Source organism: Kineococcus radiotolerans SRS30216 = ATCC BAA-149, from assembly GCF_000017305.1.
Taxonomy (GTDB): Bacteria; Actinomycetota; Actinomycetes; order Actinomycetales; family Kineococcaceae; genus Kineococcus; species Kineococcus radiotolerans.
In genome coordinates this window covers 1929739-1945295 of record NC_009664.2, presented here as the reverse complement: position 1 = coordinate 1945295, position 15557 = coordinate 1929739, and the positions used below count along the sequence as shown (strand labels likewise).

The 15557-nt window shown below is 76.0% G+C and carries 13 protein-coding genes; 7 read left to right on the top strand and 6 right to left on the bottom strand.

The genetic code is table 11. The annotated features are described in order from the left end of the window. Positions 1-4 precede the first annotated feature (4 nt). Positions 5-1174, bottom strand: a complete 1170-nt coding sequence (locus KRAD_RS09345; protein ID WP_012085321.1) for a hypothetical protein — start codon at positions 1172-1174, stop codon at positions 5-7. A 54-nt stretch (positions 1175-1228) separates the two neighbouring features. Further along, a complete protein-coding gene (locus KRAD_RS09340) occupies positions 1229-2656 on the bottom strand; it encodes an ArnT family glycosyltransferase (protein WP_012085320.1) in 1428 nt (475 codons plus the stop codon). A gap of 76 nt (positions 2657-2732) precedes the next feature. Between KRAD_RS09340 and KRAD_RS24170 the strand changes: the two genes are divergently transcribed. Beyond that, on the top strand, positions 2733-4193 hold the full coding sequence (locus KRAD_RS24170) for a DUF2079 domain-containing protein (protein WP_012085319.1): 1461 nt from the start codon (positions 2733-2735) through the stop codon (positions 4191-4193). Positions 4194-4241: 48 nt separating this feature from the next. Here KRAD_RS24170 and KRAD_RS09330 read toward each other — a convergent pair whose 3' ends face one another. Further along, positions 4242-4454: a hypothetical protein gene (locus KRAD_RS09330; protein WP_041291991.1), complete on the bottom strand. Its 213-nt coding sequence runs from the start codon at positions 4452-4454 to the stop codon at positions 4242-4244. A 203-nt stretch (positions 4455-4657) separates the two neighbouring features. On the opposite strand from KRAD_RS09330, the gene KRAD_RS09325 reads away from it, so the two are divergent. From KRAD_RS09325 to KRAD_RS09315, 3 genes are all read left to right on the top strand, one after another. Further along, a complete protein-coding gene (locus tag KRAD_RS09325) occupies positions 4658-4903 on the top strand; it encodes a Smr/MutS family protein (protein WP_012085318.1) in 246 nt (81 codons plus the stop codon). A gap of 90 nt (positions 4904-4993) precedes the next feature. Then, positions 4994-5998, top strand: coding sequence for a hypothetical protein (locus KRAD_RS09320; RefSeq protein ID WP_012085317.1), 1005 nt, complete (start codon positions 4994-4996; stop codon positions 5996-5998). A 137-nt stretch (positions 5999-6135) separates the two neighbouring features. Continuing rightward, a complete protein-coding gene (locus tag KRAD_RS09315) occupies positions 6136-7164 on the top strand; it encodes a glutathione S-transferase family protein (protein ID WP_012085316.1) in 1029 nt (342 codons plus the stop codon). 107 nt (positions 7165-7271) lie between these two features. On the opposite strand, the gene KRAD_RS09310 is transcribed toward KRAD_RS09315, so the two are convergent. Then, positions 7272-7619 carry a nuclear transport factor 2 family protein gene (locus KRAD_RS09310; protein ID WP_012085315.1) on the bottom strand — a complete coding sequence of 116 codons (348 nt, stop codon included), beginning with the start codon at positions 7617-7619 and terminating at the stop codon, positions 7272-7274. 187 nt (positions 7620-7806) lie between these two features. On the opposite strand from KRAD_RS09310, the gene KRAD_RS09305 reads away from it, so the two are divergent. Beyond that, complete coding sequence (locus tag KRAD_RS09305) at positions 7807-9006, top strand: serine hydrolase domain-containing protein (RefSeq protein ID WP_012085314.1); 1200 nt, start codon at positions 7807-7809, stop codon at positions 9004-9006. Positions 9007-9050: 44 nt separating this feature from the next. Here KRAD_RS09305 and KRAD_RS09300 read toward each other — a convergent pair whose 3' ends face one another. Beyond that, positions 9051-10793 carry a putative bifunctional diguanylate cyclase/phosphodiesterase gene (locus KRAD_RS09300; protein ID WP_049821132.1) on the bottom strand — a complete coding sequence of 581 codons (1743 nt, stop codon included), beginning with the start codon at positions 10791-10793 and terminating at the stop codon, positions 9051-9053. A gap of 143 nt (positions 10794-10936) precedes the next feature. Between KRAD_RS09300 and KRAD_RS09295 the strand changes: the two genes are divergently transcribed. After that, positions 10937-13462, top strand: coding sequence for a cell wall-binding repeat-containing protein (locus KRAD_RS09295; protein ID WP_012085312.1), 2526 nt, complete (start codon positions 10937-10939; stop codon positions 13460-13462). A 42-nt stretch (positions 13463-13504) separates the two neighbouring features. On the opposite strand, the gene KRAD_RS09290 is transcribed toward KRAD_RS09295, so the two are convergent. Further along, positions 13505-14935 carry a DUF2079 domain-containing protein gene (locus KRAD_RS09290; RefSeq protein ID WP_012085311.1) on the bottom strand — a complete coding sequence of 477 codons (1431 nt, stop codon included), beginning with the start codon at positions 14933-14935 and terminating at the stop codon, positions 13505-13507. A 250-nt stretch (positions 14936-15185) separates the two neighbouring features. On the opposite strand from KRAD_RS09290, the gene KRAD_RS09285 reads away from it, so the two are divergent. Continuing rightward, the gene (locus KRAD_RS09285; protein ID WP_012085310.1) at positions 15186-15494 is read left to right on the top strand and encodes a type II toxin-antitoxin system Phd/YefM family antitoxin; all 309 of its coding nucleotides are present in this window, start codon (positions 15186-15188) and stop codon (positions 15492-15494) included. The last annotated feature ends 63 nt before the right edge of the window (positions 15495-15557 follow it).

The window sequence follows — 15557 nt, the reverse complement described above, 5'->3', positions numbered from 1 at the left end:
GAACTCACAGCCGGAAGTCCTTCCACGCGTCGGCGAAACCCGCCCCGCCCACGAGGGCCAGGACGAGGGCGAGCACGGTGATGAGGCAGGAGACGAACGTCAGCACGGTGACGGCTCGGGTCAACACCACGTCGACGGCACCCGCCCAGCGAGAACGAACCGGTGGGTGGGGCGGCGTGGTGCGCAGCCGGGACGGGACGGCCCTCGCCGCGACGCGAGTGGCCAACCGGTGGTCGGTGGCGAGGGTGGCGATGACCACCTGCCCGCACAGGGTGCGTGCGGTCACGGCGGCTCCCGCGTCGGTGTGACGCCTGTCGTCCAGCAGGCGCAGTGCCTCGCACGCTTGGTGGAAGGCTTCTGCGTGCCCATCCCGCAGCGACGGGGGAACCCGGCGGAGTTCCCGGCGTTCCCACCGCCACAACGCCGCGGCGGAACTGCGCAGGTCGAGAGGACGCAGGCGCGCGCCCTGCCAGTCGCTCCACGGCTTCCCACAGTCCCGCAGCACCAGGCCGGTGAACGGGGCCAGTGGGTTGAGGACGTGGACGACCTTCCACGCGACGCCACTCACTGAGATCACCGCGATGAGGAGGACCATGATCTCGAGCACGGGATCCGTGTCCGGCACTGTTGCCGTGATCGACGGCAGGTACGACACGAAGCACTGTGCCACGCCCGGCAGGACCGCGCCGCACACGAAGACACCGTGGTTGAGGTGGGGGATGGTCGCCTCCATCAGGTGGCGTCGGGCCCGCCGGTCGTGGGGGGTCGCGGTCACGGGCACCGTGCGGTCCCACCAACGATCGGCGTTGATCAGCGCCCTCCAGGTCAGGGCCGCGTGAGTCGTGGGAACCGCGGTCAGCACCACTGCAGTGATCACCAAGGTGATCCGTCCCGGGGTTCGCGTCGTGGAAGCGGCGTCGAGGGCCGAGCCCACCACCATCGCCTGGAACAGCACCACGCCGGCGATGACGAGGCAACGCGATCCCCTCGCGCGGAACCCGCGCGTTGGCCGCCCGGACGCACGACCGTCCCCCGGTCCCTTCGCCGCCGCCCGGGGACCGGAGCCGATCAACCACCGCTCGACGGACACGAGCAGGACGGCCTGCGCGCTCACGAGCACGGACGTCACCAGCAGGACACGACCGACCGCGCTGAGAGCGTCGAGGAGGTGCATGATCCGCACCCTGTCAGCCCGGACCGACACCGGCCGGTTGCACGGTCCAGCGGGTCAGGACGCCCTTGACGGGATCAGGACCTGCATCCGCTGGAACCCCCTCGGGGACGCCCCGCACTGCGCCGCCCACTCCGCCGCGTCCGCCCCCGGGATGCGGTCCGCGATCGTGGTGTCCACGACCAGCGCCGCGGCCGTGCAGTCCGGAACCGTCCCCCCGATGTAGACGAGATCGGGGGCGTAGCGCTGCAGCGCCCCGGTGTCCGCCCACGACACCACGACCGACCCCGCCGGCAGTCGCCGCAGCTCGGCTCCCACCAGCCGGTAGTCCGCGGGAGCGGTGGTGGCGACGTTCAGTCCCTGCTGTCCGGCGAGGGCCAGGAGCACCAGGCCCGCCGCAGTGGCCACGACACGGGATCCGGACGATCCGGTGACGAGGCGGTGCAGGGCGACGGCGGCCCCCACGACCAGCGGCGGCATCCACACGTCGTGGTACTGCGGCAGCTTCAGCGGGGAGGCGACGAGGGCGAGGGTGAACCCGGCCAGGGCGGTCGCCACCACGAGCCCGGCCCGCCGGGCCGCGACGACGCCCAGCAGGGCCAGCCCCCACAGCGCCACGACCCCCGCCCACGTCAGGTACTGCGCCTGGAACCACCACGCCGACCACCACGGCGGGAACGCGTGGTTGACGCCGGCGACGTGCTGCACGGCGCCGCGCCCGGCGTGGTCGAGCTGCCACTGCACGACCGTCCGCACCGCGTCGGGCCCTTCAGCGCCGAACGGCAGGTAGGTGGCCAGGAACACCGCGACGGCGACGGACCCCGCGAGCACCGCCCCGCCCAGCGCCCGCCCGGGTGTCGCGCGGTGCCGCCACAGCAGGGCCAGGGTGACGACGGCGACGCTCGCACCGGTCAGCTTCGTTGCGGTCGCCGCCCCCACCGCGACCCCCAGCCACGCCCACCGCCACCACGTGGCGCGGTCCAGCAGGGCCTGCGCCGCCCACAGCGCGCAGGCGACGAAGAACAGCAGCGGCATCTCCAGGGTCGCCTGCCGCCCGACGTGGGCCTCGACGACGCCGGGGTGCAGGGGCAGGACGTACCAGAGCAGCGCCGCGAGCAGCCCGGCCCGCGGGCCGGCGATCCGGCGGGTGATCGCGAACAGGACCCCGCCGGTGAGGATCCCGAGGAGCGCGGAGGGCAGGCGGTCGGCGACGAGGGTGCCGCCGAAGGCGAGGTGACCCAGGCCGACGAGGTACTTCGCCAGCGGCGGGTGCTCCAGGTTGTAGGTGAACACCCCGTCGACGTACTGGGCGCCCGCGTCGCGGTAGACGAGCTCGTCCCCGACGGAGCTCTCCACCCCCAGGCGCCAGGTGAAGACGAACACGCCCACCGCGAGGACCACCAGGGCGGTGACCGCGGTGAGCGCCCGGGGGAGCGGCCGGACGGGGGCGGTGGTCGGCCGCTGCGGCCGTCGGGTCGTGAACACGATGCCGTCACGGTAACGGCGGGCCGGGCGCGGGCCGGGGGAGCGCCACGCCCGCCGCGGGTAGGTTCGGCCCACCATGAGCACGCACGTCCTGGACCGCGCCGCCCCCGCCACCCACCGGCCCCGGACCGGGAGCGCCGTCGCCGGGCTGCTGTCGTTCGCCTGGTTCGCGTGGCTCGGCCTGGCCCGGTGGAACGTGGGGCGCTCGGGGGCCTACGACCTCGGGGTGTTCGCGCAGTCGGCGCAGTCGTGGGCGTCGGGACGGCTGCCGTACAGCGCGATCCGCGGGCTGCCGCTGCTGGGGGAGCACTTCAGCCCCGTCACCGCCCTGTGGGGCGCGGCGTGGTGGGTGTGGCCGGACCCGCGCGCGCTCATCGTCGTGCAGGCGGTGCCGCTGGCGCTGGGGGTCGCCGTCGTCCACGCCCTGGCCCGCCGCCACCTCGGTCCCCCCTCGGCCGCTGTCGTCGCCGTCCTCGCCGCGGGGTCCTACGGGGTGGTGAACGTCGCGCGCCTCGACGTCCACGAGGTCGCCTTTGCCGTCCCCCTCATCGCCCTGGCCTGCGCGGCCCTGGTGGAGCGGCGCCTCACCGCGGCCTGCGCGTGGTCGCTGCCGCTGCTGCTGGTGAAGGAGGACCAGGGCCCGACGATCTGCGCGGTCGCCCTCGTCGCGTTCCTCCTCGGCCGGGGCCGCGAACGGCTCGTCGCCGTGGCCACCGTGCTGCTCGCCGCCGCCGGGACCGTCGCCGCGTTCGCCGTCATCGCCTGGCGCAACCCCGACCACGAGGTCCCGCTGTTCGCGATCCGCTTCAGCGGGGAGGCCGCCGCGGCCGCGCCCCTCACCTGGTCCGCCGACGGGGCACCGCGCCTGGAGCTCGTCGTGCTGCTGCTCGTCACCGGCGGGCTGGTGTGGGTGCGCTCACCGGTGGCGTTCGTGGTCGTGCCGACGCTGGCGTGGCGGCTCATCTCGCCCTACGACAGCTACTGGTCCCCGCGCTTCCACTACGACGGGGTCCTGATGCCCGTCGTGTTCGTCGCCCTCGTCGACGTCCTGCGCCGCCTGCGCCGAGCGCGGGCGGCGGCCACGGCCGTGGTGGCGGTGCTGAGCCTGGCCGCGAGCACCGTCACCTACCTGACTGCGAACTACGTCGCGAACCCGTTCAGCCTCGACACCTGGCGCCCCTCCGCCGCCACCCGCGACCTGCTCGCGGTGTCGCGGGACCTGCCCGCCGGCGCGCTCGTCGCCGCCGACAACGGCGCCGGCCCCTACTTCGTGACCCGCCACACCGTGCGGGTGTTCAGCAACGTCGGGGCCGTCGACGCGGACTGGGTCGTCGTCGACCTCCGCATCGACGGGACCAGCGCCACCCGCGAGGGCAAGCTCGCGCTGGTCGCGGAGCTCGGCGCGCGCCCCGACGTGGAGGTGGTGCGGCGCGGGCAGGCCGTGGCGCTGCGGATGCCGTGCCGGGGACCGGTGTGGCTGCCGGAGGCGGCGGGGAACCCGCCGCTGCCGGCGCCGGTGTGGGTGACGGGCTGCTGAACGCCCGGCCCGGTGATCCGCGGACCCTCACCCGACACGACGTGCAGATCAGGAGCCGTCGAGGTGGCGAAGGAGATCATCGGCGCTCCTGAGTCGGGCGGCGGCGTCGAGGCAGCGGGGGTACCCGGCCGCGACGAGGTCGGCGTACACCAGCGGTGCGGGGGCCAGGGGGCGCCGTCGGGCCACGGCCACGTCCAGGCCCAGAGCGCGCAGGGCGTCGAGGACCGCGGGGGCGGGGTCGTCGGCAGCGGGAGGTGTCACCCGGGTCCGTTCATCCTCCGCGGTCGTTCAGAGAAAATGAACACCGGCTCGAACTGAACACTCAACGCCGGTGGGGTTCGCCTGCGTGGTCGACCGGCCCCGGCGCTCCCCGGTCCGCCGCGCCCGAGGCCGGAACTGCGGGAACTACGCTGCCCGGACCGCGGCGGCGCGCACGGCGGCGCCCGACGTCGGGGAGGCCCCGGATGCTCTCGCTGGACCTGCACCCGATCTTCCGCAGCAACCGCGACCTCGACACCGCGCTGCGCACGTTCCTGGTCCGCGCGGCGGCCAGCGGCGAGCAGACCGTCGAGATCGTCCCCGGCAAGGGCAGCGCGGCGCTGCGGCAGCGGGTGCTGACGTTCCTCGCCCAGCCGCACGTGCGGAAGCTGTACCGCTCGGCCGAGGTGGACGCGCGCAACCCCGGCCGGGTGCTCGTCCACCTGCGGTGAGGACCGCCTGACGGGGGCAGGTCCCGAAGCCCCGCGGTGCCGGGCCGCTTTCCGCGGGCCCCCGGCGGGGGAGGCGCCTAGGGTCGGAGCGTGACCCCCAGCCCGCGCAGCGCAGCGCTCGCCCCCGCCGTCCTCGCCCTCGCCGCCGGCCTGCTGGCCGTGCCGGCCCCCGCCGTCGCCGCCCCGACCACTGCCCCGTCCGCGGCGACCACCGCCCTCCCGGCCACGGGTTCCTGGGGCGCCCCGTGGTGCCGCCTGCCCGAGACGGTGCCGCTGCCCACCGGGTCGCTGCCGGAGGGCATCGCCGGTGGGCGGGGCACGACGTTCTACGCCGGTTCCCGCGCCGACGGCAGCGTCGTCGTCGGTGACCTGCGCACCGGCGAGAGCCGCCCGCTCGTCGCCGGGGTCGAGGGGCGCGTCGCGGTGGGGATGACCTACGAGGCGCGCGCGGACCGGCTGTGGGTGGCCGGCGGCGCGACCGGCGCCGTCACCGCCTACGACGGCACCACAGGGGCGGAACTGGGCCGCTGGGTGGTGCCCGGCAGCGGGTTCCTCAACGACGTGGAGGTCACCCGCGACGGCGTGTACGTCACGGACTCCGCCGTCCAGCGCCTCGTCGTGCTGCCGCTGGGCCGGCGGGGGGCGCTGCCGGGTCCCGACGGGGCGACGACGCTGCCGATCACCGGGGACCTGGTCTACGGGGCGGGTTTCAACGCCAACGGGATCCGCGCCTACCGCGACGCCCTCGTCGTGACGCAGAGCAGCACCGGCGACCTGTTCCGGGTGGACCCCCGCACCGGGGTCAGCGACCGCATCGAGGTGAGCGGGCGCGACCTCACCGGCGGCGACGGCCTCGTGCTGCGCGGGCGGACCCTGCACGTCGTGTACGGGTTCTCCACCGACTCCGCCGCGGTGGTGCGCCTCTCGCCCGACGGGCGCAGCGGCGAGGTCGTGGGGGAGGTCGGCGACCCCGACCTCGACCGGCCCACGACCGGGATCCTCGCGGCGGGTGCGCTGTGGCTGGTCAACGGCCGCTTCGCGGTGGCCGAGCCCGCCACCGCCGAGTACCAGGTGGTGCGGGTGGACCTGCGCTGAACCCCTGACGGGCGGGTTCCCGGACGGGGCGGGACGGGTGACCCCGGCGCGCGGGATCACCCCCCTTCTGGTTGAATGTTGTACTACTGGGGTGCGCCGTCCGCGGCGCCGCCTCCGCCGACCAGACGAGGAACGCCATGAGCACCGCCACCACCGGCAGCACGGGCTACGTCAACCCGACCGGCGACTTCCGTCGCGACCAGCGCTACATCGAGACCCGGATCACCGCCGACGGCCGCGACGGCTACCCCGTCGAAGCGGACCGCTACCGCCTGATCGTCTCCCGGGCCTGCCCGTGGGCGAACCGCGCGATCATCGTGCGGCGGCTGCTGGGCCTGGAGCCGGTGCTGTCGATGGGGATCGCCGGCCCCACCCACGACGAGCGCAGCTGGACCTTCGACCTCGACCCCGACGGGCGCGACCCGGTGCTCGGCATCGAGCGGTTGCAGGAGGCGTTCTTCGCCCGCTACCCCGGCTACGACCGCGGCATCACCGTCCCCGCGATCGTCGACGTCCCGACCGGGAAGGTCGTCACCAACGACTTCCCGCAGATCACCGTCGACCTGTCCCTGGAGTGGACGCAGTTCCACCGCGAGGGCGCCCCGCAGCTGTACCCGGAGCACCTGCGCGCGGAGATCGACGCCGTGAACCGCGACGTGTTCCGCGACGTCAACAACGGCGTGTACCGGGCCGGTTTCGCCGGCACCCAGGAGGCGTACCAGCGCGCCCACGACCGCCTGTTCGCCCGCCTGGACGCGCTGTCGGAACGCCTGGAGCACCAGCGGTACCTGGTCGGGGACACCATCACCGAGGCCGACGTGCGGCTGTTCACGACGCTGGCCCGCTTCGACCCCGTCTACCACGGCCACTTCAAGTGCAACCGGCAGAAGCTGTCCGAGATGCCGGTGCTGTCGGCGTACTTCCGCGACCTCTACCAGACCCCCGGGTTCGGCGACACGACCGACGTGCTGCACATCAAGCAGCACTACTACGGCGTCCACCGCGACATCAACCCCACCGGGGTCGTCCCCGCCGGCCCGGACCTCTCCGGCTGGCTGGAACCGCACGGGCGCGAGGCGCTGGGCGGGCGGCCGTTCGGGGACGGGACCCCGCCGCCCCCGCCCGTCGAGGCCGAGGTCGTCCCCGCGGGGCACCGGCCCGTCTGACGAGACCCGTGGCCCGCCGGTCTCACCGGCGGGTCACGGCGTCCAGGCGCCCGGGTCGCGCGGGCACCGTCACCCCGCGGTACCCGGGTGGTGCCGCACGAACGCGCTCACGTCAGCAGGGTGTAGACGCGGCTGATCCGGCCGTCGACGACGAGCGCGACGTCGATCCCGCGCACCACCGGCTCCCCGCCCTCGGGCCCGAAACCCCACGCCAGGTACCCCAGGTCCTGCGCGACCCGCACCGGGCCGTCGGGGGAGAAGACGAACCCCGGGGCGTCGTCGAGCAGGCGCTGGGCCTTGTCCAGCAGGGCCCGCTGCCCCAGGACGGTCTCGTCGGGGTCGGAGAACCTCACGTCGGCGGTGTAGGTCCGCTCCGCGGCCGCGCGCCGCCGCCCGGGGTCCCGCTCCCCGAAGACGTCCAGCAGGTTGGCCCGCATCAGGTCCTCGACGCTCACCCTCGCTCCTCCGTCCGGCCCGGTCGCCGCGCGCCGCGGCCGCCCGGACGCTACCCCGCCGCGCCGGGCCGGGGACAGGGGCGGTGGTGGTGCAGGCCCTACCCCGGGAGGGCAGCCCACGGGATGGGACGGGACGCCCCGCGCGCCCAGGGTGGTGGGGAACCGACCGCCCTGCCGAGGAGCCCCGATGCCGACCACCCACCGCCCCGCCCGCCGCACCGCCGCCCTGGCCGCCGCGCTGCTGAGCACCGCGCTCATCGGCACCGCCGCCTCCGCCGGCGCCGCTCCCCCCGCCGCGACCGGTGCGGCCACCACGACGAGCGCGGCCGCGGGCACCCACCACCGCTCGCCCGCCGTGCAGCACAGCCTCGACGCCCTCGTCCGCGACGACGGCCTGCCCGGGGCGCTGGCCGCGGTCCGCGAGCGCAGCGGCCGCGTCACCGACTACACCGCCGGGGTCCGCGACGTCGTCAGCGGGAAGCCGATCCAGCCCGACAGCCGGATCCGCATCGCGAGCAACACGAAGACCTTCACCGCCACCGTCGTGCTGCAGCTGGTGGGGGAGGGGGAGGTCGTCCTGGACGAACCCGTCGAGACCTACCTGCCGGGGGTCGTGCGCGGCCCGGGCGGGGACGGGCGTTCCATCACCGTCCGCCAGCTGCTGCAGCAGACCAGCGGCCTGCCCGACTACGACACCCTCGTCCTGGGCACCGACCTGGTGTCGGTGCGGCACACCTACTTCGAACCGTCGCAGCTGCTGCAGGCGGCGCTGGATCAGCCCGCCTCCTTCGCCCCCGGCACGAGGTTCGAGTACTCCAACACGAACTACGTCGTCGCCGGGCTGCTGGTGCAGCGGGTCACGGGGCGCCCCATCGGTGAGCAGATCACCGAGCGGATCATCGAGCCGCTGCACCTGCGCGACACCTACTGGCCGACCACCGGGGACCAGGACATCCGCGGCCGGCACCCGCAGGGCTACGACCTGGACACCGCCGCGACACCCGTCGACGTCACCGACACCGACCCCTCGCTGGGCTGGGCGGCGGGGCAGCTGATCTCCACCCCCTCCGACCTCGCGCGGTTCCTCGACGCCCTCGTCGGCGGGGAACTGCTCGCCCCCGCGGAACTCGAGCAGATGCGGACCACCGTCCCCGCACCCGGTTTCGAACCCCAGGGGGAGTGGGCCTACGGCCTGGGCCTGGCCCGGACCACCCTCAGCTGCGGGCTGGAGGCCTGGGGCCACGGCGGGGACATCCAGGGCTTCGAGACCCGCAACCTCGTCACCACCGACGGGCGCGCGGCCGTCGTCGCCGTCACCGCGCTGCCCCGGACGCTGGAGGCGATCGGGCGCGTCGACGCCGCCGTGGACACCGCCCTCTGCTCCTGACCGCCGTGTCCGCACCCCGCGGGGTGCGGACCGGCCGGGGCCGCTCAGGTCCCCGACAGCGCCCCCGCCGGGGCCCCCGCGGGCGGGGTCTCCGCCGACAGCGCCCGCAGCAGGTCCTCCACCGGCAGCGGCCGGTGGAAGAAGTACCCCTGCGCGAGGGGGCAGCCGAGGGCGACCAGCGCCTGCCGCTGCTCGGGCGTCTCCACGCCCTCGGCGATGACGGCCAGCCCCAGCTCCTCCGACATCCGCAGCAGACCGCCCAGCACCGCCCGGCGGCGCCCGCTCGCGGTGAGCTGGGAGGTGAAGTCCTTGTCCAGCTTGAGGAAGTCCGCGGGGATCGCGTCGAGCTGGCTGAACGCGGAGTACCCGGTGCCGAAGTCGTCGATGGCGACCCGCACGCCGATCGCGCGCAGCTCCTCGAGGGTGTCGCGGGCGGCGGCCGAGGCCGCCTCCAGGGTGCTCTCGGTGACCTCCACGACCAGGTCGCGCGCCGCCCAGCCCGTGTCGGCGAGGACCTGCAGGAGGTCCTGCACGAAGTCGGGGTCGACCAGGTGCCGCCCCGAGGCGTTCACGGTGAGCAGCACGTCCCGGCCCAGCGCGCGGCGCAACCGGACGCTGTCCGCGCACGCCAGCCGCGCGACCGCCAGGTCCAGCTCCTTCACCAGGCCGTTCGCCTCCGCCAGCGGGATGAACTCCGCCGGGGACACCGGCCCCCGCTCGGGGTGGTTCCAGCGCGCCAGCGCCTCCACCCCGATCGTCTCGCCCGTGCCGGGGACCACGATCGGCTGCAGCGCCACCTGCAGCCCGCCGTGGTCCAGCGCCGCCCGGAAGTCCTCCAGCAGCCCCGCGTCGCACGTCGCGGCGGTCGCGACCCGGCTGCGGCCGGCGGCCTTGGCCTCGTACAGGGCGGTGTCGGCGCGCCGCAGCAGCGCCCCGGCGTCCTCGCGGGGCGCCAGCTGCGCCACCCCCACGGACAACCCCGTGGGGGCCGCGGCGCGGCGCAACGCCTCCGCCACCGCGACCGCGGCGTCCAGGTCCAGGCCCGGGGTCACCACGGCGAACTCGTCACCGCCCTGACGGGCCAGGACGGTGCTCGAGGGCGCGCACCCGGCCAGGGTCCGGTTCAGGGTCTCGGCCAGGGAGACCAGCAGGGCGTCGCCCGCGGCGTGCCCGCCGGAGTCGTTGACGTCCTTGAAGTGGTCCAGGTCCAGCAGCGCCACCGACAGGTCGCTCCCGCCCCGGTGCGCCGCCGCGACGGCCTCCTCGAAGCGCTCGTCGAAACCCCGGCGGTTCAGCAGCTCGGTGAGGCTGTCGCGGGTGCCGTGCGCGGCGCGCTGCACCAGCCGCCCGATGACCACGACCAGCGCCACCTGCACGAGCATCAGCGCCGCCACCACCCCGGGGTCGATGCCGCGCCAGGCCAGGCTGCCCGCCACCACCGCCAGCAGCAGCGCGGTGTGCAGCACCGCCTCGCGGCGGGCGAAGAAGTACAGGTTGTCCACCGCGCAGAACGCGAAGACCCCCGCCACCCCCAGGGCGGCCGCGTCGTCGGCGCTGAGCACCACCCCGGCCCCGAGCATGAACGTCGCCTGCCCCACCACGACGTGGAAGGCCCAGCGCGGGAACCGGCGGCCCCGCACCAGCAGCAGCGAACCCGCGGCGACGGCCAGCGCCGCCAGCACCAGGATCGCGCTCCCGCGCACTCCCGGGTGGGGCCAGCTGCGGATCGTGGTCAGGGCGGCGGCGGTCCCGCCGGCGACGTAGAACGAGCCCGTCGTGAAGGCCACGAGGCGCGGTGTCGCGACCTCGGGGGCACCTCGGAGCGTGGTCGTCACACCCGGAGACATCGGCGCGGACCGGTGCGGGCTGAAGGTCGGCTCCGGGTCGGCGGGGCGCCTTCAGCGCGCGGCCCACCGTCCGATGGAACGGCGTGACCCCTGACACCAGGCCCACCACCGCCGCGCGCCGCCTCCGCCGCACCGCCACCTGGCTGCTCGCGATGTCCCTGCCCGCGGCGGCCGTGGCGGGAGGGGCCAGCGCCGGGGCGGCCGCCCCGGTGGCGGACTACCACGCGACCCCCCTCGTCACGGCGGGCGAGACGTACGGGGCTCCCGCCGGTGTCGCCGTCGCCGCCGACGGCACCGTGTACTTCTCCGACCCGGGCGACCACACCGTCAAGCGGATCGGGGCCGGCGGCAGCGTCTCCGTCGTCGCCGGGGCGGCCGGCGGGCTGTCCGCGCCCGCGGGCCTCGCGTTCGGGCCCGACGGGGGTCTCTACATCGCCGACCCCGGCGCGGACGTCGTCTTCAAGCTCGTCCTGCCGGGCACGCTGACGCCCGTGGTCGGTTCCGGCGCCCAGGGCCCCGCGAAGATCGGGCCCGCGAAGGACTCCCCGCTGCACGACCCGACCGGCGTGGTCGTCGCCCCCGACGGCACCCTCTACGTCGCCGACTCCGAGAACAACCAGGTGGAGAAGGTCACCGCGTCGGGGGCGCTGACCATCTTCGCCGGCACCGGGTTCGCCGGCTCCCCCCAGGCCGGTGACGCGAACAAGTCCCCGCTGGCGAGCCCCACGGGAGTCGCGCTGGACGCGGCGGGGAACCTCCACGTCGCCGACGCCGACAACCACGTTGTCGAGAAGATCACGCCCACCGGGACGCTCTCCGTCCTCGCCAGCACCGGCAGCACCGGCAGCACCGGCAGGACCCCCACCTCGCTGGCCGTGGACCTCGCCGGGACCGTCTACGCCACCGACCCCGCCGCCGGCACGGTCAAGCGGATCACCAGCGCCGGCAGCGTGTCCACGCTGTCCACCGACGGCACCTACGGCCGCCCCAACGGGGTGACGACCAACCCCTCCGGGACGATCTGGCTCGCCGACGGCGGCAGTTCCCCGCAGGTGTGGGCCCTCACCTCCACCGCCGACCCCGGCGCCCCGCGCGTCACCTCCACGCCCGTCACCACCGCCGCGGTCAAGGTCCCCTGGACGTACCGGGCGACGGCCTCCGGGACGCCGACGCCGACCTGGTCGCTGCTGAGCGACGCGCCGGCGTGGCTGAAGGTGTCCTCCGGCACGGGAGTCTTCTCCGGCACCCCCGACGCCGTCGGACCCATCACCTTCACGTTGCGGGCCACCAACGCCACCGGCCACGACGACCAGGTCGTCACCCTCACCGTCGGCGCCTTGCCCGCCGCCCCCACCGCGCCGACCGCCGTCGCCGGCGACGGCCGCGCCGTCGTCACCTGGACCGCCGCCACGAGCACCCCGGCGGCCCCGCCGGTCACCGGGTACGTGGTCACCCCCCACAAGGACGGCGTGGCGCAGACCCCCGTCACGTTCACCACCGCACAGGCCACCTCCCAGGTCGTGGCCGGGCTGGTGAACGGCGCCAAGTACACGTTCACCGTCGCCGCGACGAACTCCTTCGGCACCGGGACCGCGTCCGCGGCGTCGGCGGCGGTCACGCCGTACGCGACCTCCAAGCGGCCCGTCCTGGACACCGCCGTCAGCCGGCTCTCGGGCACCGACCGGCTGCAGACGGCGGTGAACTCCTCCAAGGCGCTGTTCCCCACGAGCGGTTCCGCGGGCGCGGTCGTAGTCTCGGCGGGCTACAAGTACGCCGACGCCCTCGCCGGGGCGCGGCTGGCGTCGGCGACGTCGGCGCCCCTGCTGCTGACCGCGTCGGACAAGCTGACCGACGCCGTGGGCAAGGAGATCCTCCGCGTCCTGGCCCCCGGCGGCACCGTCTACGTCCTGGGCGGCAGCGGGACGGTCTCCGCCGGGGTGCAGACCGCCCTCGCGGCGCTGTCCCCGAACTTCACCGTGCAGCGCCTCGCCGGCGACGACCGGTTCGAGACCGCGGCCCGCATCGCCGCCGAGGTGGCCGTCCAGGCGCCCGGTACCGCCACCGCGCCGATCTACCTGGCCAGCGGGGTGAACTTCCCCGACGGGCTCGCGGTGTCGGCGCTGGCCGCGCGCACCGGCGGGGTCCTCCTGCTGACCGACGGGCCGGTCCTGCCCGAGGCGACGAAGGCCTACCTCGCCGCCCACGACGCGACCGGGTCGCGGGTCGTGCCCGTCGGCGGTCCCGCCGCCGCGGCGGCGGCCGCGCTGCCCGCCGCCGGGGGCAGCGCCGCGCGCGCCGTCGTGGGCGTGGACCGCTTCGACACCGCCAGGCGGGTCTCGGACCGGTTCGCCGCCGGCACCGCCACCCGGGCCGCCGGGGTCGCCACCGGGGACAACTGGCCGGACGCGCTCGTGGGGTCCGCCGCGATGGGGCTGCTCGGCGGGCCCCTCCTGCTGACCTCCGGGCCGGACCTGTCGAACTCGGCGCGGTCCGCGCTGACGACGCTGAACGCGGCCAAGCCGCTGGCGACGGGCGTGGTGTTCGGCGGGGAACCGTCGGTGCCGGCCAGGGCGGGCACCGCGTTCGGGTCCTACATCGCCCAGGACTGAGGGCCGCCGCCCGCCCCGCGCGCACCGCGGGGCGGGCGCGGCTCAGCGCACCGGCGGCAGGTGGACCACGGCCGTCGCCCCGACCTCGCGCACGGAGACCCCCGGCACCTGCCGGACCTGCGCCAGCCAGGCCCGCGACCGCGCCAGCGGCGTCCCCGGCGAGCTGCGGTCGGTGCTGAGCACCACCCACTCCGGCAGGTCCCGCAGCGGCTGGTCCGCGGACCAGCCGCGCACGTCGTGGTCCCCGCCGGCCGGCCCCAGCAGGTAGGCGGCGGAGGAGTTGTCCGCGGCGACGGCGGCGCCCGCCGGCACGACGGAGGCCGCCGAGCGCAGGTCCGCCACCCGCGGGCCCGTCCGCCAGCCCGCGGCGGACAGCACCGGCGGCAGCGACGACGGGGGCAGCACCACCAGCGTCGTGCCCGCGCAGCACAGGGCGCACCACCACGGCGCCAGGCGGGCCGCGGGGCGCCCGCGGGGCAGGCGCCGCAGCACGTCCACCAGGGCGACCCCGGCGACGGGGGCGAGCACGGCCCCGTAGTGCAGGGAGCTGGAGGTGTAGGTGGGTGTCTCGGAGGCCAGCCGCCACGCCAGCGTCGGCACCGCCAGCAGCGCCACCGGCGAGCGCACCCACAGCACCCCGCCGCCGACGACCACGGCGACGACGAGCAGGACGCGCCGGGTGGCGCTCGTCCCGGCCACCGCGGCGCCGCCGAAGCTGTCCAGCCGGGCCAGGCCGTGCCCGGGGGAGACCAGGGCCATCGTCGTCACCGCCAGCAGCAGCCCGGCCAGGGCCGCGGCGGCCAGCAGCAGACCCAGCCGGCGCCGTCCGCGCGCGAACACGACCGCGGCCACCACCAGCACGGTGGCGCTGAGGTCCTCCTTCACCAGCAGCAGCGGCAGCGCCCACAGCGCCGCCGCGCGGTGGCGGTGCTCCAGCAGCGCCGTCGCGGTGAGGGCCAGGAACGGGACGGCCAGCGCCACCTCGTGCACGTCGAAGCGGGCCGCGGCCAGGGTGCCGTGGGCGAGCAGGGCCCCCGCGGCGACCCCCGCGGCGCCCGCCGGGGGCAGGTGGCGGACGGCGGCGCGGGTGACCAGGGCGGTGCCCAGGCCCAGCAGCACCGCCTGCAGCCAGATCAGGACGCGCGGGTCGGGCCACAGGGCCCAGGCCGCGCCGAACACCGCGGTCAGCGGGGAGAAGTGGTCTCCCAGCAGCGCCTTGCCACCGAGCACCCCCGACGTCGGCAGGTGCCCCGCGGCCCACGACGCCGCGGACTGGCTGAAGATGCCGAGGTCGTAGGCGTGCGCGTCGCCGCGCTGGAACTGCCCGGTGCCCACGGCCGCGCACAGCGCGGTGGACACCAGCCCGGCCGCGGCGGCCGGGCCGCGCGCGCGGTGCGCGCCCGGCGGGTCCGCGGGGGCGTCCCGCCGGTCGACGACGACGGCGGGCGCGTCGCCGCCCGTGCGCGTGCCCATCGGTGCTCCTCCCGGACGTCCCGGCACGTCCGGGGGTTCGACCGCGGGTCACGGTACGGACGCCGGGCCCCGCCCGCCCGTCGTGGCGGGCACCGGACGGGCCCCGGGCGGGCCCCGGGCGGGCGTCGGGTGGGCCCGGCGGGGGTTCCCGACCCGGTCAGCCGCGCGCGCACGGGCGGGGCGACTATCGTGGATCCATGGATCTCCACACCACCTGGACCCATGGGGACGCGCGAGCGGAGGCCGCCGCGTGAGCGAGCAGCAGAGCGACGTCAAGGACCGCGACACCGACTGGGCCGCGGAGTACGCCGAGGCCCGCGAGCGGGTCGCGGAGTTCCACCGCGACGCCCGGGAGGACCCGGCCGCCGCGATCTACCCGCACGCCGACGTCGCCGACGTCGAGCTGCCGCGGCTGCTGGACGGGATCGTCGAGAAGCCGCTGGTCATCACCCGGCAGGGCGCGGAGGCCGCGGTCGTCGTGTCCGTGGACTTCTTCAACCGGGCCCACGCCGCGGTGGAGCTGCTGGAGGACGACGCGACCGTCGGCTCCCCGGACTGACCGGCCCGCGACGGCGTCCCCCGGCCCGGCCGGGGGACGCTCCGCCGCGCCCCGCGCCGGGGC

What these genes read in the sequence shown, in the direction of transcription:
- KRAD_RS09305 (WP_012085314.1), top strand. Translation starts at nt 7,807, where the DNA reads ATGCCGACCACCCACCGCCCCGCCCGCCGCACCGCCGCCCTGGCCGCC.
- KRAD_RS09325 (WP_012085318.1), top strand. Translation starts at nt 4,658, where the DNA reads ATGCTCTCGCTGGACCTGCACCCGATCTTCCGCAGCAACCGCGACCTC.
- KRAD_RS09315 (WP_012085316.1), top strand. Translation starts at nt 6,136, where the DNA reads ATGAGCACCGCCACCACCGGCAGCACGGGCTACGTCAACCCGACCGGC.
- KRAD_RS09345 (WP_012085321.1), bottom strand. Translation starts at nt 1,174, where the DNA reads ATGCACCTCCTCGACGCTCTCAGCGCGGTCGGTCGTGTCCTGCTGGTG.
- KRAD_RS09290 (WP_012085311.1), bottom strand. Translation starts at nt 14,935, where the DNA reads ATGGGCACGCGCACGGGCGGCGACGCGCCCGCCGTCGTCGTCGACCGG.
- KRAD_RS24170 (WP_012085319.1), top strand. Translation starts at nt 2,733, where the DNA reads ATGAGCACGCACGTCCTGGACCGCGCCGCCCCCGCCACCCACCGGCCC.